The sequence below is a fragment of the Streptomyces sp. NPDC043738 genome (assembly GCF_056436545.1).
In genome coordinates, this window is sequence record NZ_JBWKCJ010000007.1 from 92,364 (window position 1) to 113,999 (window position 21,636).

A 21,636-nucleotide genomic window follows, 5' to 3' on the forward strand; every position below is an offset into this window, starting at 1 on the left:
GGCCCCGACACCGACGCCGAGGGGCAGTCCTCCTGCGCGGCGGGCCTCCCCGGCCGAGCACGGGAACTGCGATCCCCTCGACGCCCGCAACCGATCGGGCGCCGATCCCCTCTTTCCTGGAAAGGCCGTCAAGGGGGAAGCACCGTGGGTTGGTCACGTATCGCGATCGGCACCGCCGTCGCGGTGTGCGGCGGGATGGTGGTGTGCGCTGTCGGCGCGGCCGGCAGCGCAGCGGCCGACGACGGCAGTCGCGCCGGGAAGAAGACGCAGCTGCTGTTCCAGTCCGACGGCGAGCGGCCGGGTGAGCTCGTCGACCTCCAAGTGGTCGGCGTCGCCACGCGGCACGAGCAGGTCCTCGTGAAGTCCCCGGCCTTCGCGCACCCCGTCCGGCTCGCCTACCAGCGGGACGCGATGGCGGAGCCCTCGTGGGGTCTCGGCTACCAGGCACGGGGCCGGATCGCGATGACAGCCGAGCGCGGCAGATACCCGCTCACGGTCGAGATCGCCGGGCGCGTCGTGAACCGGGGCACGGTCCATGTGGTGGCTTCGCCGCGGCCGTCGTTCGAGGTGAGTGGTTCCCTGCAGGGTGCGCGCCCCGGCGAGTCGGTGGGGCTGTTCTTCGACGACCTGTATCCGGGGGAGACCGGCAGCTCCTTCACGGTGCGCTCGAAGGCGTTCAAGGGGCCGGTCCCGCTCCGGCACGACGACCACGGCGGGTACTGGAACAATCCCCGGATGTTCGAGGCGGTGCCGAGCGTGCTGCCAAACGCCGGGGACGGCACGTACAAGGTGGTGCTGACCGGCCCGGACGGGCGGCGGATCGCCGAGCGCCGGCTCACGGTACGGGCCGCCCGGCCCGGCGACTCCGACTACAAGGGCAAGGTGCGCGGCCCCGAGTTCTTCGGGAAGCACGGCGACCCCGACGAATCCACCCGCCGCTTCCGGGTCAGGGCCGGCGGCCGGATGCATGTGCTGTGGCGGGACGCTTCGCCCGACGCCGGGGAGGAGAGGCAACTGACCGCGACCTCCCCGGCGTTCGAGGAGCCGGTGCGGCTGGCGCGGGACGACAGCAAGTCCGGCGACGGCGACGACCCGCGCTTCTACGGTCTGGCCAGGATCCGGTCCGGGCTGGACGGCGGCAGCTATCCCGTGACCGTCGTCAGCCACCATGGGCGGGTCAAGCGGACCAGCCGGATCGTCGTCACGGCGGGGCCGGGGCGGCAGGGCGCCGAGCCGGGGCACGACGGCAACACGCCGGGGCGCCAACGCGATCGCGGGAGCTTCCCCGCCGTGGCGGTCATCGGCGGCGGCGCCGCGGCGCTGGCGGTGGGCACGGGTGGCGTGCTGCTGGTCCGGGCCCGTCGGACCCGGACCGGCGATTCCCGCTGATCCCGCTCGGCGCCCGACTACGCGCCGGAACTCTCCTTGCGCCGACGCACGACGAAGACCGCCCCGGCACCCGCGACGACCGCGGCGCCACCAAGGGCGGCGACGGTCGGCAGCGCGGAGGACGAACCGGTCGTGGCGAGCTTGCCGGTGGCCGGGACCGCGTCGTGAGTGCCGTGCGCCGCGGGCTTGTTCCCGGCGGTACTCGTGGCGCCCGGCGTCCCCGGCCTGTCCGTCATTCCCTGCTTACCCTGCTTACCCGGCTTACCCGGCTTACCCGGCTTCCCCTTGGCGTCCGCGACCTTGCCGGGCTTGCTGCCCGCGGGCAGCACCTTGAAGTCGAACTGGCTGATCTTGTCGAAGCCGCACTTGCCGTCCTCGCCGTACGAGTGGCCGGTCGTGAAGAAGTAGCCGGATCCCGCCTTGGCCTTCTTGCCGATCTTGATCCGCATCCTGGCGTCCGCGTGCTCCCCCGGCTCGAGGCGCTTGACGGTGGTGAAGTCGTCGTTGTCCTGGAACTTGGCGCCTTCGCCCTCGATGGGCTTCCACTTGCCGGTCGCCGGGTTGTACCACTGGACCGTGACCGCCAGTTCAGCGACGTCATCGAGCTTCGGGTCGGCGGTGCCGAGGGAGAGGGAGATGTCGGTCTCCATCACCGTGATCTTGGATACGTTGGTCACTCGGTAGGCGAACTCGTGCCAGCCCGACCCGGCGACGATCTTCCCCGGGAGGCCGCGCAGCCCCGTCTTGCCGCGATCCACGTCGAAGATCGGGGAGCAGAAGGTCGGGCGGGTCCAGGCGGGGGACGGCGTCTGGCTCGGCGCGGCCGGCTCGGCCGATGCGGAAGCACCCGGCGTGCCCGCCTCCGGAGCGCTCGGCTCGGCCGACTCGCCCCCCGGCGTGGCGGTGGCGGACGCGGCGGGGCCGCCGCCGGCCGCCGGCGCCTCCCCCGCCGCCCATGCGGCAGGGGCCGCGAGCAACGTCACGGGGCCGATGACGGCCGTGACGACTGCGGTCGCCAGAGTGCGGTGAAGCTTCATTGAGACCTTCCTCGGAAGTCGAAGCGGCCACCGCGAGGGGTTCTGCGCGGTAGGGCCGTACGCATACACGTACGTGACCTGCGCATTCCCCCGAAGGTTGCACACCGGACCCACACCCCCCGAGTGATCGTCCTCACAGTCACCCCTGCGCCGGGGGACGGCGACGAGGGCGACGGGGAGCAGAGGAGTACTCAACGGGGCCGACCCCGCACAGCGTGGTGAAGGGCGCCTCGCCGCCCAGGCGTTCAACAAGTTGACGCGCCAACAACCGCTGTACGGCTCATGGATGTGCGGAGTATTGTCGCTTATGTCTGGATGTGCGACCCGCATCCCGCGGGCGTGCATAGACCCGCACCAGAGTTAGATTGGGTCGACACCATGATTCGCAGGTCAGGTACGGATTCCCCGAAGCGGATGCACCGTCGTCGCGTCACGACCGCCCTGGTTGCCGTTGCCGCAGCCGCAGGCGTCGCATCAGTCGGCGCATGGAGCGGTGGCGCACCCGACGGACATGGCAGCCACATTGGTGAGCACAGAGCTTCTGCCGTGGTCGCGGTGGCACCCGCTTCGCTCGCAGCCCCCGCGACTTCGAGCGCACAGGCGGCGGAGACCCATGTGACGATCGGCGGCTTCGCGTTCTCACCGTCAACCTTGACCGTCAGCAAGGGCACCACGGTGACCTGGACCAACGACGATTCGGCTCCGCACACGGTGACCAGCAGTGGCTCGGGCCCGCTGAATTCGCCGACGCTCGACACCGACGGTTCCTACAGCTTCACGTTCAACTCCGCCGGCACGTTCAGCTACTACTGCGACATCCACCCGTTCATGCAGGGCACGGTCATAGTGAAGTGAGAGGAGACGCGGCGGGCAAGGAGTGCGGGCGCGCGGACGAAGTCTGACGCCGACACGGCCGCCGCCCCCGCACGGCGTGGCGGTTGGCCGCGCCCTGGGGACAGCTGCGCGACACAACCGTCGCCGGTCTGCGTGAGTGGGGCTTGCCGCCCGGGCGCATGCACGAACGGCGGCCGTCCGGCCTGGAGTTGGCCGGCCGGTCGCCCGTCCGCACGGTCGGCGCAGTGACGCCGACGCACCGTTACGTCGTCACACCGTCACAGCGCCAACCACACCGCCTCGTCCGTCCCCAGCCGGCCGTCCTCGATGTGCCCGCTCGCCAGCACCACCGCGTCATGCTCCGGGAGGGGGTACGGCTCGGAGGAGAGGTTGACGACACAGGCGAAGCCCGGCTCGCGGGTGAAGGCGAGGACTCCGGGCGGGGTGTCCAGCCAGGTCAGACCGGAGTCGCCGAGTGCGGCGTGCTCCCGGCGCAGGTGGAGGGCGCGGCGGTAGAGCTCCAGCATGGACGTCTCGTCGCCGGTCTGCGCCTCGACGCTGAGGGCGTGCCAGTCCGCCGGCTGGGGCAGCCAGGGCGCACCGGTGGCGTCGTCGGGGCTGAAGCCGAACGGTGCCTCGTGCCCGGCCCACGGGATCGGGACACGGCAGCCGTCGCGGCCGGGGTCGGTGTTCCCCGAGCGCTCCCAGATGGGGTCCTGGAGCACCTCCTGGGGCAGGTCCTCGACCTCGGGCAGGCCCAGTTCCTCGCCCTGGTAGACGTATGCGCCACCAGGAAGGGCGAGCATGAGCAGCGCGGCGGCGCGGGCGCGCCGGATGCCGAGTCCGAGGTCGAGGGGGCCTTCAGGCCGGTAGGGCACATTGGCGGTCCACTTCCTGACCACCTTGCGTCCGAAGCGGCTGGGGTGGCGTACGACGTCGTGGTTGGAGAGCACCCAGGTGGCGGGGGCACCGACGGCGCCGAGGCTGGCGAGCGAGCTGTCGATGACCTCGCGCAGCGCCTTGGCATCCCAACTGGTCATCAGGAAGTCGAAGTTGAAGGCGGCGTGCAGACCGTCCCGTCGTACGTAGCGGGCGAGCCGCTCGGGGTTGGGCGCCCATGCCTCGGCGACGAACTTGCGGTCGCCGGGGAACTCGTCGGCCACCCGGCGCCACGAGCGGTAGATCTCATGCACCTCGTCGCGGTCCCAGTGCGGGTGGTCGACCGGAGCCTGGTCCTGCGGGGAGACCGGGTCCTGGGGGACCGGCAGGTCGGGCAGTTCGGGGTGCTTGATCAGGCCGTGCGCCACATCGATACGGAAGCCGTCGACGCCGCGGCTGAACCAGAACCGCAGGATGTCCTCGAACTCGGCGCGTACTTCCGGGTTCTTCCAGTTGAGGTCCGGCTGCTCGGGCGCGAACAGATGCAGGTACCACTGCCCGTCGGGCAGCCGCGTCCAGGCCGGTCCGCCGAAGCAGGACTTCCAGTCGTTGGGCGGCTCGGCGCCGTCGGGGCCGCGCCCGTCCCGGAAGACATAGCGCTCGCGCTCCGGGCCGCCCGGCCCGGCGGCCAGCGCGGCCTGGAACCATGCGTGCTGGTCGGAGGTGTGGTTGGGCACGATGTCGGGGATGACGCGGATGCCGCAGCCATGCGCCTCCTCGATGAGCGCCTCGGCCTCCGCGACGCTGCCGAACAGCGGGTCGATCTCCCGGAAGTCCGCCACGTCGTATCCGTGGTCGGCCATCGGCGACTTGTACCACGGGTTGATCCAAATGGCGTCGATGCCAAGGGACTTGAGATAGGGAAGGCGTGAGCGGATGCCTGCGATGTCACCGATCCCGTCGCCGTTCCCGTCGGCGAAGCTGCGGATGTAGACCTGGTAGATGACGGCGCTGCGCCACCAGGGTGCGGTGCTGGGCATGGTCGGGCGTACTCCTTGGGGAAGGGTGTGCGGAAAGCGGTACGGGGAGCGGGACCGGCCCTACTTCGCCGCGCCTGCGGTGAGGCCGGCGACGATCCGGCGCTGGAAGATCAGCACCATGATCACGAGCGGGACGGTGACCAGGACTCCGGCAGCCATCTGGCTGCCGAACGGCGTCTCGAACTGGGTGGCCCCGGAGAACTTGGAGATCGCCACGGGTGCGGTCTGCATCTCCGCCTTGTTCGTCATCGACAGGGCGATCAGGAACTCGTTCCAGGACGCGATGAAGGTGATGATCGCGGTGGTGAAGATGCCGGGCGCGGCCAGCGGGACGATGACCTTGCGGAAGGCCTGGCCGCGGGTGCAGCCGTCGACCATGGCCGCGTGCTCCAGCTCGTCGGGCATCTGCCGGAAGAACGCGGTGAGGTTCCACACCGCGAGCGGCAGGGTGAAGGACATGCTGGGCACGATCATCGCCTGGTAGGTGTTGATCCAGCCGAAGTCGACGAACATCTTCAGCAGCGGGACCGTGATCGACACCACCGGGAACATCGAGGTGGCGATGATCAGGGTGAGCACCAGACGCTTGAGCCGGAACTCCAGCCGCGCCATCGCATAGGCGGTGAAGGTGGCGAGGAGCAGCGCGAGGACGGTGGTGATGCCGGCCACGACGATGCTGTTGAGCAGGGCGCGGGTGAAGGACTGGGAGGGGTCGAGGACCGCGAGGTAGTTCTCGAACGAGAAGCGGGTGGGGATCAGCGAGTTGTCGAAGATGTCCGACGTGCGCCGGAGGCTGGAGACCAGCATCCAGTAGAACGGTGCCAGGCAGTAGGCGACGACCAGGGCGACTCCCGCGTACAGCAGCCACTTGCGCCAGTTCAGCGAGTTCGTCATGCCGCCACCCCCGTACGCGGACGCAGGCGCCGCCGGCCGCGCTTGGGGGCCGCGTCGTCGTCCCCGACGACATTGGCGCCGAGCAGCCGGACGAAGGCCAGCGCGATCAGGAAGACATAGACGAAGAGGATCACCGCATAGGCCGCGGCGGGTCCGAACCGTACGTTCGCCGCCTGGTCCTGGGCGAGCATCGACAGCGTCTCCACGGAGCTCTTCTGCGCGCCGATGAGGATGTACGGCAGGTCGAACATGCGCAGCGCGTCGAGCGTCCGGAAGAGCACGGCCACCAGCAGGGCGGGCTTCACCAGGGGCAGGGTGATGTGCCAGAACTGGCGGAGCGCACTCGCGCCGTCCAGCTTGGCCGCCTCGTAGACCGCCTTGTCGATCACCTGGAGGCCGGCCAGGACCAGCAGCCCGATGAACGGCGCGGTCTTCCATACGTCGGCGATGATGACCGCGACCTTGGCGTGGAAGCCCTCGGTCGTCCACAGCACGTGCTGGCCGGTGACGGCGTTGGCGATGCCGTCGCTGTTGAAGATCCATCGCCACAGCAGTCCGCTGACGGCGGTGGGTACCGCCCACGGCACCAGGATGCTGGCCCGCACCAGGGCCCGGCCCTGGAACGCGCGGTGCATGACCAGCGCCATCGCCACTCCGATCACGGCCTCCAGCGCGACCGTGGTGACGGTGAGGAAGGTGGTGTTCCAGAACGCGTTCCAGAACCGGGCGCCCGCCTCGCCGAAGATCGCGGTGTAGTTCTCGGCTCCCACGAACGGATCGGTGTCCCGGACGAATCCGGTCTTCGGGTCGAGTCCGGGGGTGCCGAACAGTGAGTCCTTGAGGGCCACGATCGTCGGGTAGAGGACCACGATCGTCAGCACCAGGAGTGTCGGGGAAATCAGCAGGGCCGCGAGCCGTCCGGACCCGGAGGTCGCCCTGCGCTGTCGTCCCGGGGGTCTGGCCGGTACGGACAGCGGGGCCCGGGGCGCTGCCGTGGTGTGGGTGGTCGCCATGGCGTACTCCTCGTTTCCTCAGTCCGTCGCGGGCTGCTGGCGAAGGGCCTTCTGGAGGTCCTTCAGGGCCTGTGCGCTGCTCTTGGCGCCGGTCAGGGCGGCATAGCCCTCCCGCTGGACCGCCGCGGTGACATCGCCGTACTGGAACACCCGGGGCCGCGGCACGGCGCGCAGGACCGACTTCTTGAGGGTGGGGAGGTACGGGTACTGCTCGATCAGCTTCGGATCGTCGTAGAGCGCGTGGTAGGTCGGCGCTCCAGGCGCCCGGGACAGCGTGAAACGCTGGATCTCCTGGCTGGCGAAGAACTTCATGAAGTCGATCGCGGTGGCCTTGTTCTCCGCCGAGGCCGACAGGGCCAGGTTGTGGCCGCCGAGGCTGGAGGTGCCGGGGCCGTCGAGGCCGGGCAGCGGCGCGGCGCCGAACTTGCCGGCGACCTTGCTGGAGCCGTCCTTCTTGGACGTCAGGGAGTACATGTACGGCCAGTTCCTCAGGAAGACGAGCTTGCCGTTCTGGAAGGCGCGGCGGCCGTCCTCCTCCTGGTAGGTGAGGGCGTCCTTGGGGATCGTGCCGTCCCGGAAGGAGTCGACCAGGAAGTCCAGGCCCTTCTTCGCCTGCGGGCTGTCGACGTGCGGTCGGCCCTTGGAGTCGGTGACGACGCCGCCGGCGGAGTTCACCGCCTCGGCGAAGTTGACGGTCAGGCCCTCGTACTTCTGGAACTGCCCGGCGTAACACGAGGTGTCCCCCCCGGGCAGCTTCTTGACCTTGGCGCAGTCCGCCTTCAGCTGTGCCCAGGTGACCGGCGGCCGGGCGATCCCGGCCTTCTTGAGCAGGTCGGTGCGGTAGTAGAGCATCCCGCCGTCCGAACTCATCGGGACGGCGTACAGACCACCGCGGTACTCGCCGGTCGCCACGATCGGCTTGAGCATCTGCCGCAGCGGGAAACGGTCCTCCGGCAGCCGGTCGATCCACCGGTGCGCGGCGAACTCCGAGGTCCACACGGCGTCGAGGGACAGCACCGTGTAGGCATCGGACTTCGTCTGCGCGTTCTGGATCATCTGCTGACGCTGGGCGTCGGGGTCCGTCGGCAGCTGGACGAAGGTGACCTTCTCCTTCGGGTGCAGCTTGTTCCAGCGGTCGAGCACGGACTGGATGACACCGCTGGCGTCCTTGCCGGCGACGTAGGTGATGGGGCCGCGCCCTTCGAAGGAGGGCCTGCCGCCCGCCGCGGTGACGGCGCCGCTGCCGCCGCCGCAGGCCGCGACGGACGCCAGCCCGGCGAGGGCCGCACCCGCGCTCAGCGCTCTGGTGGTCCTGGTCTTCACTCTGTCTCTCCTGGTCGAGCGGTACGGAACGTCGCTCCTGGTCGAGCGGTGGGAAGCGACGAGCCGGTCACCACGGCAGCGGAGGGCCGGCGGGGCGACATCGATGGAAATGTGAGGGGAAGGCGAGAGAGGGCCATGAAAACACGGCAGATGCGCCGTGACTGCGCTGCCGCCCTCACTGAGCAAGATGAAACCGCAGGTCAAAGCGTCAGAGGTTCGCTCCGAACGAGTTGCTTCGACCACTGCGTGACAGCGCTTTCAAGCTAGGAGTCCACACAGGGGAAGTCAATGCGTTACGTCGCGGTAATCCGCAGGTCATTCGCATGCACTGTGCAGCTTTCACTAGGGGAGACTCGCATGAATGCCGCCGAGTACCGCAATGACAGCGCTGTCATCTCTCGACGTGCGCTTGTGCTCGCTGTGCTACCGTCCGCTCATGCCTCCAGCTCAACGGCACCCCACGATGGCCGACGTCGCCGAGCGGGCCGGGGTCTCCGCTTCCACCGTTTCGCGCACGCTGCGCGGCCTGTCGACGGTCTCGCCCGAAGTCCGCGCGCGCGTCGAACGGGCCGCCCGTGAACTGAACTTCGCGGTCTCCCGGCAGGCCGCCAGTCTCGTCACCGGCAAGACCGGGGTGGTGGCGGTGCTCACGCCCACGCTCAATTCCTGGTTCATCGGCTCGGCGGTCTCCACACTCGGGCCGCAACTGCGCGCGGCCGGCATGGACCTGCTGGTCTACGTCACCCCGGACATGACCGAGCGCGCCGACTTCTTCGAACGGCTGCCGGCCCGCCGGAACGCCGATGCGCTGCTGGTCTTCTCCTTCGACCTCACCGAGGAGGAGACCGCGCGGCTGGACGACCTCCAGATGCCGGTGATCTACGTCAGTCAGCACGCCGAGGGGTGCCCGAGCGTGTATGTCGACGATGTGGAGGGCGCGCGCCGCGGTACCCGGCATCTGCTCAATCTCGGGCACCGCCGTATCGCCTTCTTCCAGACGATCGGCGCCAGCGGATTCGCCTTCAGCTCCAACGAACGGCTCGTCGGCTACCAGCAGGCGCTCACCGAGGCGGGTGTCCCGCTGGACGACGATCTCGTGGTCGCGGCCCCCGTCGCCGACAAGCGCAGCATCGCGGAAGCCGTCGGTGAGCTGCTCAGCCTGCGGGACGCGCCCACGGCGATCTTCGCCGAGCAGGACGAGCTCGCCGCCTCCATCATCTGGACCCTGCGCAAGTCGCGTATGGATGTGCCGGAACGGCTCTCCGTCCTCGGCTTCGACGACCACCCGATCGCCGAATGGTCCGACCTCACCACGATCGCCCAGTCCCCCGAGGACATCGGCCGCGCCGCCGGCGAACTGGCCTGCTCCCTCGTCAACGACCCGGACACCGACCCGGCGCAGCACATCGTCCTGCCCACCCGGCTGATCCCCCGGGGCAGCACGATCCCGCTGCCGGACGGCGGGGAGAGGGCCGGCGGCGCGGGAGAGTCCGGGGCCTGACGACCGGCAAGGCCGCGTGCTCGCCCCGGATGTGCCGGGGCGAGTGGGCCACGCGCCGGCTTTCCTGCCGCTCCTCGTGGCCGGACGTCAGCCTCGCTGGATGCCGGTGAGCAGGATGTCCGCGAGTTTGTCGGCGTAGTCGTCGGGGTCGATGCGGGGATTGCTGCCGAGGTATCCGAGCATCATGTCGATCGCGCCTTGGTAGGTGATGGCCATCACGCGGGTGTCGAAGTCCCGGAGGGTTCCCTCGGCTTGGCCGCGCCGGAACAGCGACTCCTGCGCCTGGTAGGTCTCTTCATAGACGTCAAGGGTCAGGCGCGGCGTGCCGTCGGGGCGACGCAGGTTGTGCACGATGCGGTGGAGCGCGGTCAGTTCCACCCGGTGGGTGAGGTTCAGGGCCGCGGCCCGGCGCAGGGCCGCGCGAATGATGTCCGGGACGGGCCCGGTCAGGTCGAGCGAGTCCGCGATGCGGTCCCTGATGGTCGTCATCGTCGCTTTCGCGGTGGACTCCATCAGGTCGTCCTTGCCGGCGAAGTAGTGCCAGACCAGGCCCTTGGAAACGCCGGCCCGCTTGGCGACGCGGGTCAACGACAGGCCGTCGTAACCCTGGTCGGCGAGCTCGGCCACGGCCGCGGTGATGATCTGCGCCCGGCGCCGGTCCTCGTCGAGCCGCTGCCGGCGCGCACCCGGTCCCGAGGTGGCGGAGGACCGACCGGTCCCGCCGTCACCGCCGACCTCCGGCCCGGTCATCGGCGACCGGCCGGCGGATTCCGGCGAGCCCGGACCGACAGGGTCGCCAGGGTCAGCATCATCACGGCGACGACCAGCATCTCCACGCGCATCCATGGCGGGAAGACGCCGGGGAGCGCGGCCTCGACGAGATTCACCACCAGCAGCACACACCCGATGACGGTGACCGCGCGGAGAGCGGTGCGACTCCCCTTGAGTGCCGCGCGCGTCCGCAGCGGCAGCGCGACCGCGAACACGGCGACGACCACGGCATGCCCCCATGCCTCCGAGGTCGCCGAAGAGGGCGCCACCACGGCCATGACGGCCAGGGCCACCAACGTGCCGAGAGCCAGCGCCACGTAGGCGCCGACGAGTCGCCGCACCCTCGTGAGCGGCGCCAACCCCAGTGCCGGCTTCTTGAGTTCATCCACTTCCACACTATTGACCATGCGGTCAACAATACTGCAGTTGACCACATGGTCAATAGAACGGCATCGACGACGACGGCGCGGTCCGCATACGTGTGCTCACGGTTCGGTCCGTCCCGACCACCGGCCCTTATCGCGCTTCTCTGCTCAGTCAAGCCCCGATTTCCCGTGGCTTTCGGGGGCCGCGGCGGTCTTGGAATCTGAGGTCGGGACACAGCGACGAAGGCGTGGCCCGGAACCCGATTCCTCCACCTCAGGGAGATTCCGATGCAGATGAAGATCGCGCCGAGTGCGCAACCACTTCCCTCCTCCCACCACGACGAGACCGTCGTGCACACATGGCCGGCGCTCTTGGGCAAGAACCACAACGAGACCGTCGTGCGCCCATGGCCGGGGCTCATGGGCAACAACCACAACGAGACCGTCGTGCACGCACCGCTGGGTCTCGCCGGCTCCAACCACAACGAGACGGTGCTGACCACCTGCCGGGCATCGACCAGGAACCACAACGAAACCGCGCCCGTGACCCCGGCACCCGAAGGGGGCGGGGCTGCACAGCACCACGGGACCGTGCACGTTGCCCAGACGCGTGCGACGCATGAAGCGATGCGACGACGGGAGGTGTGACATCCGCATGCGCCCCTTCCTCCCCGACCTGCCGCGCAGCGCGTGGACGGTCCTTGCAGCGGACGCGTTCTCGGCGGTCGGCACGGGTCTGACGCTGCCGTTCCTCGTCGTGTACCTGCACACCGTGCACGGGTTCGCGTTGGGGCCGGTGGGCCTGGTCGCGGCGACGGTGGCACTGGCCGGTCTGGCGGGCAATCCCCTCGGAGGGTGGCTCGCCGACCGCGCCGGGCCGCGGACCGCGCTGATCACCGGGCTGGTGATCGCCGCGGCCGGTGCGCTCGCCCTGTCCGGCGTCGACCACCTGTGGCAGGCGTTCGCCGCGGCCGCGGTGTCGGGGCTCGGGGTCGCGGTGGCATGGCCGGCCCAGGACGCTCTGCTGGCGTCCCTGGTCCGGCCCGCCGCCCGGTCCGGCGCCTTCGCCGTACGCCATGCCACGCTCAACGTCGGCCTCGGCACCGGCGGGCTGCTGGCCGCCCTCATCGTCGACACGGCCGACCCCAGCAGCTTCACCACGCTCTATCTCCTCGACGCGGCCAGCTTCGTGCTGGCGATCCCGCTGCTGCTCGGCCGCTCGGCCGGCCGCACGGCCGAGGCGGAGACGGCAGCTCAGCAGGCTCCCGACGCGCCGACGGGCACCCGCGATGCGGACGGCGGGCCCGGCAGCCCCGGGGCCGGCTGTGCAACGGTGCTTCGCGACCGCTGTTTCCGTCGGTTGTGGCTGCTTGTCGCGCTGCTGATCACCGTGGGGTACGGCCAGTTCAACGAGGTGTTTGCGGCGTACGTCGCCCGACCCGGCGGCCCGGGGGCACGCATCGTGGCCGTGATGTTCCTCGCGAACACGGTCACTGTGGTGCTGGCACAGCTGGTCACCGCTCGACTGCTGACCGGGCACCGGCGAACCCGTGGCCTGATGCTGCTGTGCGGACTGTGGGCAGTGGGCTGGGCCGTGGTCGCGTTCCACGGTCTCGTCGCCGGTCCCGTCGCCGTATGCATGGTCGTGGGCGTGGCCGTGGTCTTCGCGATCGGCGAGACCCTGTTGACGACCACCGTGCCGGCCATCACCAACGACATCGCCCCGGAGGCCCTGCGCGGCCGGTACAACGGCGGGGTGACGCTGGCCTACACCTCCGGCTTCCTGGCCGGGCCGGCCGTGGGCGGGTTCGCCCTCAGCGCCCTGGGCGGCGGCTGGTTCGTTGTCATGGCCGCCCTCACCGGGGTGGGAGTGCTGGTTGCCCTGCGCCTGGAGCGCGGGCTGCCCCCCGCGGCCAACGGCCTCCCGGCCCCGGAAGCCCTCGCTGCCCCGGCCGCGCCGACCGGCGCGGTGCCCGCCCGGAGTTCCGCATGACGGGGGCGACGGCAGGCGGGCCGACCGCGGCCGACGACGTGCGGCAACAGGTCTACGAGGCCACCGAGTTCGGGGCCGGACACCGGACACAGGGCCGCTACGGTGTGGCCGAGCGAGTACTGCGTACCGCGATCTCCCTGGTCGAGAGCGCTCTTGGACCGTACGACCTCGCCGTCGTCGGACCGCTCAACGAGCTGGGCGTGACGCTCAAATACACGGGCGGCTTCGCCGAGGCGGAGGGGCTCTACCGGAGGGCCTTGGCGGTGGTCGAATCCGTCCTCGGGCCCGAGCATCCGGACGCGGCCACGCTCCACCACAATCTGGGCGGACTCGCGCACGCCCGGGGCGATTTCACCGCGGCCGAAGCGCCCGCCCGGCGTGCCGTGGAGATCCGGGAGAAGGCATGCGGCCCGGATCACCCGGATGTGGCCGCCGACCGTGCCGCGCTCGCCGCCGTCCTGGACGCCCTGGGCCGGCCCGGCGAGGCAGAGACCCTGCTGCACCAAGCCCTCGCGGTCTTCGAACGGACGCTGGGGCCCGTGCACCACGAAATCGCGGTCAGCCTGCACAACCTCGCGGCCATCGCCCTCCGGCAGGGTGACCTGACAGGAGCGGAGACGGGCTTCCGGAGAGCCTTGGCGATCAAGGAAACCGTGCTCGGACCTGTCCATCCCGAACTCGCACCGACCGTGCACAACCTGGCAGCGGTCCACCAGGCGCGCGGCGATACGGATGAGGCCGCGCACCTGTACGGACGCGCCGTCGCCCTGCTGGGGCCGGCCGTCGCCGCGGACCACCCGACCCTGACGGCCGGCCGAAGGAGCCTGGCCGCCCTCGAATCCGGCCGGTTCTGAAACGTCATGCGCCCGGCGGTACCGGTCGTGGACCTCTTCCAGGAACTCGCGTTTCAGGACGCGCCGACGATCTGGTGCCGGAGACGGTCGTAGGCCCAGGCGGCGAGGGTGGTCGGGGTGGTGGTCCGGACCGTGCGGCGCTGTTCGGGTACGAAGTCCTCGCGCAGGCCGGTCGACATTCCCAGTACTGCCTCGACCAGTCCATCGGCCATCCCGGCCCGGCGGAGCTGGGTGCGCATGGCGTCGTCGGTGATCCGTTCCACGCCGACCTGCCGGCCGGTCGCGGCGGTGAGGATTTCGGCGACCTGTCGCCAGGTGAGGTCGGTGGGGCCGTGGACCGCTTGTACGCAGCGTCCGGACCAGGCAGGCGAGAGGAGGCGGGTGGCGGCGACCTCGGCGATGTCGCGAGGTGCCACCCAGGCCATGGGTTGGTCGAGCGGAAGGATCACCTGGAGGGTGCCGGCGCGCAGGGCGGCGAGTTGGAGTTCGAGGTTGGTGAAGAAGTAGCCGCAGCGGAGGTGGGTGACGTCGATACCGAGGTCGTCCAAGGCGGTCTCCGTCTGTGCCAGGCCGTCGATCTCGCCGGCACCCCGACGCTTCTCGGCGCCGACGCTGCTTTGGAAGACGACGCGGCCGATGCGGTTGGCGGTGACGGCGCGGACCACGCTGCTGGTGGCGCGGGCGTAGTCGGCGAGCGGATCCCCTCCGGCGGAGGGCGGGTCCACCCAGAACAGTGCGTCGATGTCTTCGGTGGCAGCCACCACCGCGTCGGCATCGTATTGGTCGACCCGCACGGCATCCACCTCGTCCCGCACGTCAGGAGCGAGCCGGGCGGGCTCGCGCAGCAAGACGCGCGGGCGGACTCCGGCGCGGAGCAGGGTCGCAACGACGTGGCGTCCTACGTTGCCGGTCGGGGTGGTGACAGCGATGCGCATTGCTTCCTCTCCTTCGGCGACTCCACCGAAGGCTAGGGTCTGTCCGATGGGGCAGAAAAGCAGAAGCGGTCTGAAGCTGTCCGCCTCTCATCCCGGCTCGGATCCCGAAGACACCCGAACTCGGGGCTACCGCCGCTGACAGCGCGCGCAACCGGGCCGCACCAGAGTGAGGCCGCTACCAGTAATGTCGTCGACCACCGACCGCGTGCCCTATCGAGCCGAGAATCCACAGCACCGCGCCAATGACGAGCAGCACGATCCCGATGGTCCACAGGATGGCGATGCCGGTCAGGAAGCCGATGATCAACAAGATGACTCCGAGAACGATCACAGTGCTCTCCGATCTCGTATGTGTCTCCTTTCAGGTTGGTCCCGGCCTTTGGTAAGGGCAACCGCTGGCGAATCGACGCCGGCCCGGCCGGCACGCACCGTGGACAGCGGACGGTTCAGCCGTCCTGCGCCTGCCCCGCGTCGTGCGGTTCCTGCCCGGAGGTCACGGTCTCGTCGAGTTTCCGACGCTCGTGCCTGGCCCGTTCCCGGTCTTTCGGGGACGCCTCGGTGACATCGAGGAAGATCTGGTGGGCCGTCGGCCACTTCTCCCCCATCTCCCGCTTCACCCGCACCAGCACCTCCTCGACCTCCTCGCTGTCCAGGCCGCCGACCAGATCGATCCGGGCCGCGACCAGCATCGAGCGGGGGCCCAGCCGCATGGTCTGCAGCCCCGTCACCGTGTCGATCTCCGGCTGCCGGTCGAGGAAATGCCGCATCGCCCGACGCAGCGCCGGGTCGGCGGCCTCTCCGGTGATCGCCCCGCGCGACTCCGCGGCAAGCTGGTAGGCGACGAACATCAGCAGCACCCCGATGATCATCGATGCGCCGGCCTCCCACCCCACCTCTCCGGTGAGCATGTGCAGCCCCATGCCGGCCATGGCCACCAGCACACCGATGCAGGCGGTGGAGTCCTCGGCCAGCACGGTGCGCAGGGCGGGATCGTCGCCCGCCCGGATCATGCCCAGTGTGCTGCGCCCGGCCGCCCGGGCCTGGCCGCGCACCTGAACCAGGGCGCGGACAAGGGAAGCCCCCTCGGCGATCAGGGCAACGGCCAGGACGACGAGCCCGGCGACATAGCCCGCATGGCTCTCCGCACGGCCCGAGCGCAGCGCCTCGACGCCCTGGAAGAAGGAGAAGCAGCCGCCCATGACGAAGATTCCGACGGCGGCGAGCAGCGACCAGAAGTACCGCTCCTTCCCGTAGCCGAAAGGATGCCGACTGTCCGGGGCCCGCGTGCTGCGCTTGAGCGAGGCGAGCAGGAACAATTCGTTGAGGCTGTCGGCGAGAGAGTGCGCCGCCTCGGAGAGCAGGGCGGGGGAAGCCGCGAAGAGCCCACCGATCAGCTTGGCCACGGCGATGACCAGATTGGCGCCGAGGGCCACAAAGACCGTGACCGCGGTCTTGGCGTCCTTCTCACTCTTGTGGAGTTCCTGCCCGTCGTCCGTCAAGCGTCGCCTCCCGGTGGTCGATCGGACAGCCCATGTGAGCGTATGCACCCGTGGGCACAGCGGCGCAACACCCCGTGGCCGTGTTGCGCCGCTGTTCCGGCGCGACACGGAGAGGGGTCCGTCAGACGATGAGCAACCCCAGCAGGGTGATGCCCGCGAGGAACCAGGCCACGTAGTCGCCCACATGCCCGGAGTGCAGCCGCCGCAGTGCGGTGGACCAGCGAGCCGGTTCACCTGTCGGCCGCCGTACGGCCAGCCATGCGAGCGTCACGGCCAGGGCGGTGGCCAGCAGGTCCCACAGCACACCGGGCGTCGTCCAGTGCGGTGAGGGCGTGGGTGCGGGCTCCTCCGGCCGGTCGTACAGCACGGCCGCGAGGTAGCCGCCGTGGTCGGTGAAGGCGTCGGCACCCTGGCCCGCGCCGGCCCACAGGCCGGGGACCAGGCCGACCGCGAGCGCGCCGGCGAGCAGCAACACGGGTACCACGAGCATGCTGTCCGGGATCCGCGACAGCCGCCCGCCCCGGGTCTCCGGTTCCTCCGCCTTCCCGGTCGTCTCCTCCGGGGCATCGGGCGGACGGGTGCCCAGGCCGAGGAACACCCGGGCTCCGGCCCGTAGCACGGCGCCGCCGGTCACCGCCGATACCAGGACGAACAGCGCGGTCGCCCAGCTGCCGGCCGCTTCCTCCACGACCGCTTTGCCGAGGCCGGTGCCGAACGGCGGCAGCCCGGCCAGTGCCAGGCCGCCCGTCGCGAACATCACCGCCACCCAGGGCAGTTCGCGGCCCGCGCCGTGCAGCTGGTGCTCGTCGACGCTGCCGAACCGGTCCAGCAGGATCCCCACGCAGGCGAAGAGCGCGGCCTTCACACCGGCATGGGCGAGGACGTACAGGGCGACACCGCCGACGCCCTCCGGGGTCAGCATCGCCAGACCGATGAGGAACAGCCCCGTGTGCGCCACCGTGGAGTAGGCGAGCAGGCGCTTGAGATGACGCTGCTGCCAGCACAGCACCGCGCCCATCGCGGCCGTCAGCACCCCGAGGGTCAGCAGTGCCCGGTGCGCGTCGGGCGCCGGAAGACCTCCGGGACCGGCGAACACCGTCCAGTAGACCCGGGCCGTACCGTAGAGACCCAGCTCGACCATCACCCCCGACAGCAGCATGCACACCGGTGTGGGCGCGACCGCATGGGCATCGGCCAGCCAGAAGTGGAACGGCACCGCGGCGGCCTTGACCAGCAGCCCGGTGACGACGAGCACGAACGCGGCGGCCGTCGGCGCGTCCGGGCCGCCACCGGGGTGGGCGTCCAGCGCCGCACCGATCTGGGCCAGACCGAGTTCGCCGGTGTGGGCGTAGAGCAGTCCGATGCCCAGCAACGTGGCGTATCCGCCGAGGGAGTTGACCACGCCGAACACCAGGGCGCCCTGGACGGCACGGGCCTCCTCGACGCGGTAACCGGTCAGCGCGTAGGCGACGACGCCCATCAGCTCGAAGAAGACGAAGGCGTTGAAGAGGTCCCCGGTGAGCACGAAACCGCACATGCCCGCCTGGAAGAGCAGCACCAGCCCGGGGAAGGAACCGGCATGGCGGCGCGGCGGTTCGTCGAAGAACCGCCAGGCGTAGGCCAGGGCGGCCAGTACCAGCAGCGAGACCAGTGTGGCGAGCCCGAGCCCGATCCGGTCGCCGACCAGCACGATGCCCACGCTCGCCCCGCCGTGCGGCCGCCACCCGCCCACCCACTCCACGGGCCGCGCGGTGGACGAGGGGGTGGCGGCCGAGGCGTACAGGGCCAGCGCCGCGGTGGCCGCCGCGAAGAGACACCCCAGGGTCTCGGCGAGGTACCGCGGCAGCCGCCGACCGGCCCCGACCAGCACCGCCGCGCCGAACAGCGGGGTGGCGACGATCAGCGGCAGGACCTGTGCGACGGTCACCCCCGCAGCTCCGAGAGCTCGTCGGGGTCGACCGTCCGGTGCCGCTTGGCGACCTGGATGACCAGGGCGAGCAGCAGCGCGGTGACGGTCGCCCCGATGACGATGTCGGTGAGGGCGAGGGCCTGGACGACGGGGTCGACGACCGGACGGGAGCCGGGGGTGAGGTCGGAGAAGACCGGGGCGGTGCCGCCGCGCCGGTAGCCGACGGTGAGCAGCAGCACATACGTCGAGGACTGGCAGACCGCGAGACAACCCACCGCGTGCAGCAGATTGCGGCTGGTCACCAGCCCGTAACAGCCGATCAGGAACAGCCACCCCGCGATCAGGTAAGGCAACACGCTCATGTCCCGGCCTCCGCCCGGTCGTCGCCCTGCCCGTTCTCGATCTCCACCGCCTGGTCCAGGAAGCGGGCCAGCAGCACCACGACCCCGGCCGCGACCTCCACGCCGATGGCGGCGTTGAGGAGGGGGACGGTGCCGCCGGAGGCGAGCGTGTTGAAGGTGCCGAGCGGAAGGAAGTTGGCGAGGAAGGCCGCCCCCACCAGCAGCCCGGCGGCGCCCACGAGGACATAGGCGGCCTCGCCGGCCGCGTCCGCCACCTCGTACCGGCCCACCGGCCTGATCCGCTCCAGCGCCCGGTAGTCCACCGCGATGTAGAGCAGATGCAGCGCGGTCGCCGCCACCACCCCGCCCTGGAAGCCGCCGCCCGGGCTGAGCTGGCCGTGTGCGATGACGTACAGGCCGATGAGGAGGGTGACCGGCAGCGCGAGCAGGGCGTAGCGGCGCACGGGTGGGGCGACCCCGGCCGGTTCGGGCGGCAGGCGGTGTTCGTCACGGGTCTGGCGGAGCAGGACCACGGTGCCCACGACCGCGCCGAAGAGGATGGACTCCTCGCCGAGCGTGTCGAAGGCCCGCTGGTCGAAGTTGACCGAGGAGACGGTGTTGGCGGTGTGCCGGGCGAGCGCCGCCCGCACCGCCCGGTCGCCGTACGGATGCCAGCGCCCGCCGAACGGGGGCAGACCCCAGCAGGCGAGGGCGAAGAACACGGCCGTGCCCAGCCCGCCGAGGGCCATGACCCACAGCCGCAACCGCATGCTCATGCCCGTTCCTCCCGGCGCTCGCTGCGCGCCCTGCGCCGTACCTTCCGCACGGTCAGCAGCACCATCAGCGGCGTCAGCACCGAGCCGACCGCCAGCTGGGAGAGCGCGACATCGGGGGCCTGCAGCAGCAGGAAGAGGGTGGCCAGCGCCAGCCCGAGCAGCGACAACAGGAAGGACTGGCGTACCGGGTCGCGGACCAGCACGGTGCCGGTCCCGGCCGCGGCCACCAGCAGCAGCCCGAGCAGCACGGGCAGGTCGTCAGCCATCGGGCGCCCCCTCAGCGGGCGCGGGCCGCCCGTCGTCCGCGGCGACGGCGGTCAGCGCGTGCCTCGCCACCCTGCTGCCCAGCACCAACAGCGCGCCGATCACCAGCAGTTTCAGCAGCGCTCGGCCGGGGCCGGTGGCGATGCCCAACGGCACCACCACCGCCACCACCGCGCAGTAGTTCAGCCCGGTCGTCGCGAGCAGCGGGCGCGGCCGCGGCGGACCGGCGGCCAACCGGTCGGCGAGCAGCCGCACATAGAGCAGAGTGCCGGCCGGCCCCAGCACGCAGAGCACCAGCGCGGTGTCGACGTAGGCGGTGCGGCCGAAGCCCTGGGCCAGCAGCAGGAAGACCAGGGAGAGGAGCGTGGTCGCCAGGTTCTGCGCGGGAACCCGGCGCCCGACCGGCCCGGAGGCCGCGCCGTACGCGGCCGGGGTGACGCCGCACAGCAGCAGCGCCGTGCCCGCGGCGGTCCAGCCGTTCACCGGCCGCCGGCCGCGCGCCGCGCCCCGCGTGCCGCACCGGCGGCGATCAGCCCGGCCGCAGCGCCCACGATCCACTCCAGTGCGTCGACCGGGCCGATGAGCACGATCCACAGCAGTGTCAACGCCGCCCACCAGCCGATGAGTTCGGCGCTCGCCGCCAGCTGCCGGGTCACCGCGTACGCACCTCCTGCCGACCGGATCCCGGCCACAGGCTCACATGCGGGGCCGGGGCCGCCCCGTCACCGCGCCGCGCGTTACGCCGTCGGAGTGCGCGGCTCACGCGGTGGCCGGGGTCCGGTGCGGGCGCACACGCGGCTACCGGCAGTCGCCCGGAGTGATCCGGTGGGGTCCGGTGACGGTGCCGCCATGCGGCGACGCGGGGCGTCACGGGGGCGCCACGGACCGCAACGCTCCTCTGGGAACTCCGTAAGACCTCCCGAGACTCCCCCAGATTTGTCAAATATTCAAGCAAATGCACCATATACCATGTAATGGCGTCTTTTGATCTGGCGCGGGCAGCATGCCGTCTCCGACATCGGAGCAGGAATATGGCCGCAGGTGAAGAGGGCGGGACGGCGCCGGGTCGGCGTCCGTCCAGCCGGAGGACCGGCGACAAGACCGCTCGCAAGACCGCCGGGAAGAGCAGCGGTACACAGGGCGGCAGCCGGACGAGCGAGGACGGAACGAAGCGCGCGGCCCGCCGCGTTTCGGCATCGCAGGCCCTTCGGCGTGCGGCCCAGCAACTCCAGGAGCTGCTGGGCAAGGCGCCCGAATCCGTCTCCGCGGTGAAACCGACGGCGGACGGCTGGCAGGCGGACGTGGAAGTCATGGAACTGGAACGCGTCCCCGGGACCACCAGCGTGATGGCGAGCTACCGGGTGACGTTGGACGAGGAGGGCGAACTGATGGCGTACGAGCGCACCCGCCGCTACACCCGAGGGCAGATCGACCCCCGCAGATGAGGTGGCTCCGGGTACCGCTCCGCCGCCCCGTTCGCCGGACGAGGAACACGGCCGCTCCACGAGCGGGGTGAGCCGGTGAAGGGAGGCACCGTGACTTTGGTGCCGCAGGGAGAAGGAACCATCGCCAGGGGCGGCCAAGGCGGCTCCGGCAACCTCTACGACGTGCTCGACCTGATTCTGGACCGCGGTCTGGTCATCGACGTCTTCGCACGGGTGTCGCTGGTGGGCATCGAGCTGGTGAAGATCGACGCCCGCATCGTCGTGGCGAGCGTGGACACCTATCTGCGCTTCGCCGAAGCCTGCAACCGCCTCGACCTGGAGGCCGGGAACAAGAAGCCCAGCGAGCTGACGGACATCGTCGGCGAAGTGACCGAGGGCGGCTCCCACGGCAAGGCCAAGGGGGCGCTCAGCGGAGCCGCGGAAGCGGTGACCGACGCCCTCAAGGGCAGGAGCGGGGACGACGAGAGCGAGGAGGACGACGAAGGTCACGAGGAAGCCGAGGAGCGGCAGAAGGAGCCCGCCGGGAAGCGGGAGCGGCCGGCCCGTCGATCCGTGCGGCACCGGAAGGAATGAG

Annotated in this window: 24 protein-coding genes; 8 read left to right on the top strand and 16 right to left on the bottom strand. The window is 70.7% G+C overall.

All coding sequences use genetic code 11. The features are described 5' to 3' along the window. Positions 1-144 precede the first annotated feature (144 nt). Positions 145-1,389, top strand: a complete 1,245-nt coding sequence (locus AC0680_RS12245) for a hypothetical protein (RefSeq protein WP_478627316.1) — start codon at positions 145-147, stop codon at positions 1,387-1,389. Positions 1,390-1,406: 17 nt separating this feature from the next. Here AC0680_RS12245 and AC0680_RS12250 read toward each other — a convergent pair whose 3' ends face one another. Beyond that, positions 1,407-2,426 carry an LPXTG cell wall anchor domain-containing protein gene (locus tag AC0680_RS12250; RefSeq protein ID WP_478627317.1) on the bottom strand — a complete coding sequence of 340 codons (1,020 nt, stop codon included), beginning with the start codon at positions 2,424-2,426 and terminating at the stop codon, positions 1,407-1,409. 555 nt (positions 2,427-2,981) lie between these two features. Here AC0680_RS12250 and AC0680_RS12255 point away from each other — a divergent pair. Further along, a complete protein-coding gene (locus AC0680_RS12255; protein WP_478627319.1) occupies positions 2,982-3,281 on the top strand; it encodes a cupredoxin domain-containing protein in 300 nt (99 codons plus the stop codon). Between the two features lie 257 nt (positions 3,282-3,538). Here AC0680_RS12255 and AC0680_RS12260 read toward each other — a convergent pair whose 3' ends face one another. Genes AC0680_RS12260 through AC0680_RS12275 form a run of 4 tightly spaced genes read right to left on the bottom strand, consistent with a single transcriptional unit; the run spans position 3,539 to position 8,409 of the window. Then, positions 3,539-5,179: a glycoside hydrolase family 13 protein gene (locus tag AC0680_RS12260; protein WP_478627321.1), complete on the bottom strand. Its 1,641-nt coding sequence runs from the start codon at positions 5,177-5,179 to the stop codon at positions 3,539-3,541. A gap of 60 nt (positions 5,180-5,239) precedes the next feature. Next, positions 5,240-6,073: a carbohydrate ABC transporter permease gene (locus tag AC0680_RS12265; RefSeq protein WP_478627323.1), complete on the bottom strand. Its 834-nt coding sequence runs from the start codon at positions 6,071-6,073 to the stop codon at positions 5,240-5,242. Further along, positions 6,070-7,086 carry a carbohydrate ABC transporter permease gene (locus tag AC0680_RS12270; RefSeq protein ID WP_478627325.1) on the bottom strand — a complete coding sequence of 339 codons (1,017 nt, stop codon included), beginning with the start codon at positions 7,084-7,086 and terminating at the stop codon, positions 6,070-6,072. The genes AC0680_RS12265 and AC0680_RS12270 overlap by 4 nt, the downstream gene beginning before the upstream one ends. Before the next feature lie 18 nt (positions 7,087-7,104). Further along, positions 7,105-8,409 carry an ABC transporter substrate-binding protein gene (locus tag AC0680_RS12275; RefSeq protein WP_478627327.1) on the bottom strand — a complete coding sequence of 435 codons (1,305 nt, stop codon included), beginning with the start codon at positions 8,407-8,409 and terminating at the stop codon, positions 7,105-7,107. Between the two features lie 436 nt (positions 8,410-8,845). Here AC0680_RS12275 and AC0680_RS12280 point away from each other — a divergent pair, with 436 nt between their 5' ends. After that, positions 8,846-9,910, top strand: coding sequence for a LacI family DNA-binding transcriptional regulator (locus AC0680_RS12280; protein WP_478627329.1), 1,065 nt, complete (start codon positions 8,846-8,848; stop codon positions 9,908-9,910). An 87-nt stretch (positions 9,911-9,997) separates the two neighbouring features. Here the strand turns inward: AC0680_RS12280 and AC0680_RS12285 are convergent, their stop codons facing one another. Both AC0680_RS12285 and AC0680_RS12290 read right to left on the bottom strand, forming a co-directional pair. After that, positions 9,998-10,660 (bottom strand): TetR/AcrR family transcriptional regulator, encoded by a 663-nt coding sequence (locus tag AC0680_RS12285; protein ID WP_478627330.1) that lies wholly within the window; start codon positions 10,658-10,660, stop codon positions 9,998-10,000. Then, the gene (locus AC0680_RS12290; protein ID WP_478627332.1) at positions 10,657-11,088 is read right to left on the bottom strand and encodes a hypothetical protein; all 432 of its coding nucleotides are present in this window, start codon (positions 11,086-11,088) and stop codon (positions 10,657-10,659) included. Before AC0680_RS12290 ends, AC0680_RS12285 begins: the two co-directional genes overlap by 4 nt. A 246-nt stretch (positions 11,089-11,334) precedes the next feature. Between AC0680_RS12290 and AC0680_RS12295 the strand changes: the two genes are divergently transcribed. The 3 genes from AC0680_RS12295 to AC0680_RS12305 are packed head-to-tail and all read left to right on the top strand — an operon-like array spanning position 11,335 to position 13,893. Then, positions 11,335-11,694: a hypothetical protein gene (locus AC0680_RS12295; protein ID WP_478627335.1), complete on the top strand. Its 360-nt coding sequence runs from the start codon at positions 11,335-11,337 to the stop codon at positions 11,692-11,694. Between the two features lie 7 nt (positions 11,695-11,701). Further along, positions 11,702-13,039, top strand: a complete 1,338-nt coding sequence (locus tag AC0680_RS12300) for an MFS transporter (RefSeq protein ID WP_478627337.1) — start codon at positions 11,702-11,704, stop codon at positions 13,037-13,039. After that, positions 13,036-13,893: a tetratricopeptide repeat protein gene (locus AC0680_RS12305; RefSeq protein WP_478627339.1), complete on the top strand. Its 858-nt coding sequence runs from the start codon at positions 13,036-13,038 to the stop codon at positions 13,891-13,893. The genes AC0680_RS12300 and AC0680_RS12305 overlap by 4 nt, the downstream gene beginning before the upstream one ends. Before the next feature lie 53 nt (positions 13,894-13,946). Here AC0680_RS12305 and AC0680_RS12310 read toward each other — a convergent pair whose 3' ends face one another. The 9 genes from AC0680_RS12310 to AC0680_RS12350 form a co-directional block, all read right to left on the bottom strand. After that, on the bottom strand, positions 13,947-14,828 hold the full coding sequence (locus AC0680_RS12310) for an NmrA family NAD(P)-binding protein (RefSeq protein WP_478627340.1): 882 nt from the start codon (positions 14,826-14,828) through the stop codon (positions 13,947-13,949). 175 nt (positions 14,829-15,003) lie between these two features. Beyond that, a complete protein-coding gene (locus AC0680_RS12315) occupies positions 15,004-15,159 on the bottom strand; it encodes a DUF6131 family protein (RefSeq protein WP_384426405.1) in 156 nt (51 codons plus the stop codon). Between the two features lie 115 nt (positions 15,160-15,274). After that, positions 15,275-16,327 (bottom strand): cation diffusion facilitator family transporter, encoded by a 1,053-nt coding sequence (locus AC0680_RS12320; protein WP_478627343.1) that lies wholly within the window; start codon positions 16,325-16,327, stop codon positions 15,275-15,277. Between the two features lie 121 nt (positions 16,328-16,448). Beyond that, complete coding sequence (locus AC0680_RS12325; protein WP_478627344.1) at positions 16,449-18,254, bottom strand: complex I subunit 5 family protein; 1,806 nt, start codon at positions 18,252-18,254, stop codon at positions 16,449-16,451. Next, positions 18,251-18,598, bottom strand: coding sequence for a sodium:proton antiporter (locus tag AC0680_RS12330; RefSeq protein WP_478627347.1), 348 nt, complete (start codon positions 18,596-18,598; stop codon positions 18,251-18,253). The genes AC0680_RS12325 and AC0680_RS12330 overlap by 4 nt, the downstream gene beginning before the upstream one ends. Further along, the gene (locus AC0680_RS12335) at positions 18,595-19,353 is read right to left on the bottom strand and encodes an MnhB domain-containing protein (protein WP_478627349.1); all 759 of its coding nucleotides are present in this window, start codon (positions 19,351-19,353) and stop codon (positions 18,595-18,597) included. The genes AC0680_RS12330 and AC0680_RS12335 overlap by 4 nt, the downstream gene beginning before the upstream one ends. Beyond that, entirely contained in the window at positions 19,350-19,619 is a 270-nt protein-coding gene (locus tag AC0680_RS12340) for a hydrogenase subunit MbhD domain-containing protein (RefSeq protein WP_384426397.1), read from the bottom strand. Before AC0680_RS12340 ends, AC0680_RS12335 begins: the two co-directional genes overlap by 4 nt. Then, on the bottom strand, positions 19,612-20,100 hold the full coding sequence (locus AC0680_RS12345; protein WP_478627351.1) for a monovalent cation/H+ antiporter complex subunit F: 489 nt from the start codon (positions 20,098-20,100) through the stop codon (positions 19,612-19,614). Before AC0680_RS12345 ends, AC0680_RS12340 begins: the two co-directional genes overlap by 8 nt. Then, positions 20,097-20,273 carry a hypothetical protein gene (locus AC0680_RS12350; protein WP_384426393.1) on the bottom strand — a complete coding sequence of 59 codons (177 nt, stop codon included), beginning with the start codon at positions 20,271-20,273 and terminating at the stop codon, positions 20,097-20,099. Before AC0680_RS12350 ends, AC0680_RS12345 begins: the two co-directional genes overlap by 4 nt. Positions 20,274-20,648: 375 nt before the next feature. On the opposite strand from AC0680_RS12350, the gene AC0680_RS12355 reads away from it, so the two are divergent. Beyond that, a complete protein-coding gene (locus AC0680_RS12355) occupies positions 20,649-21,062 on the top strand; it encodes a gas vesicle protein GvpO (protein ID WP_478627352.1) in 414 nt (137 codons plus the stop codon). A 90-nt stretch (positions 21,063-21,152) separates the two neighbouring features. Continuing rightward, a complete protein-coding gene (locus AC0680_RS12360; protein WP_478627354.1) occupies positions 21,153-21,635 on the top strand; it encodes a gas vesicle structural protein GvpA in 483 nt (160 codons plus the stop codon). Position 21,636: the final 1 nt, after the last annotated feature.

Excerpts from the sequence above, each read along its gene's own strand:
- AC0680_RS12250 (WP_478627317.1), bottom strand. The coding sequence starts at position 2,426 with ATGAAGCTTCACCGCACTCTGGCGACCGCAGTCGTCACGGCCGTCATC.
- AC0680_RS12260 (WP_478627321.1), bottom strand. The coding sequence starts at position 5,179 with ATGCCCAGCACCGCACCCTGGTGGCGCAGCGCCGTCATCTACCAGGTC.
- AC0680_RS12265 (WP_478627323.1), bottom strand. The coding sequence starts at position 6,073 with ATGACGAACTCGCTGAACTGGCGCAAGTGGCTGCTGTACGCGGGAGTC.
- AC0680_RS12270 (WP_478627325.1), bottom strand. The coding sequence starts at position 7,086 with ATGGCGACCACCCACACCACGGCAGCGCCCCGGGCCCCGCTGTCCGTA.
- AC0680_RS12280 (WP_478627329.1), top strand. The coding sequence starts at position 8,846 with ATGCCTCCAGCTCAACGGCACCCCACGATGGCCGACGTCGCCGAGCGG.
- AC0680_RS12285 (WP_478627330.1), bottom strand. The coding sequence starts at position 10,660 with ATGACCGGGCCGGAGGTCGGCGGTGACGGCGGGACCGGTCGGTCCTCC.
- AC0680_RS12290 (WP_478627332.1), bottom strand. The coding sequence starts at position 11,088 with ATGGTCAATAGTGTGGAAGTGGATGAACTCAAGAAGCCGGCACTGGGG.
- AC0680_RS12295 (WP_478627335.1), top strand. The coding sequence starts at position 11,335 with ATGCAGATGAAGATCGCGCCGAGTGCGCAACCACTTCCCTCCTCCCAC.
- AC0680_RS12300 (WP_478627337.1), top strand. The coding sequence starts at position 11,702 with ATGCGCCCCTTCCTCCCCGACCTGCCGCGCAGCGCGTGGACGGTCCTT.
- AC0680_RS12305 (WP_478627339.1), top strand. The coding sequence starts at position 13,036 with ATGACGGGGGCGACGGCAGGCGGGCCGACCGCGGCCGACGACGTGCGG.
- AC0680_RS12310 (WP_478627340.1), bottom strand. The coding sequence starts at position 14,828 with ATGCGCATCGCTGTCACCACCCCGACCGGCAACGTAGGACGCCACGTC.
- AC0680_RS12330 (WP_478627347.1), bottom strand. The coding sequence starts at position 18,598 with ATGAGCGTGTTGCCTTACCTGATCGCGGGGTGGCTGTTCCTGATCGGC.
- AC0680_RS12335 (WP_478627349.1), bottom strand. The coding sequence starts at position 19,353 with ATGAGCATGCGGTTGCGGCTGTGGGTCATGGCCCTCGGCGGGCTGGGC.
- AC0680_RS12340 (WP_384426397.1), bottom strand. The coding sequence starts at position 19,619 with ATGGCTGACGACCTGCCCGTGCTGCTCGGGCTGCTGCTGGTGGCCGCG.
- AC0680_RS12355 (WP_478627352.1), top strand. The coding sequence starts at position 20,649 with ATGGCCGCAGGTGAAGAGGGCGGGACGGCGCCGGGTCGGCGTCCGTCC.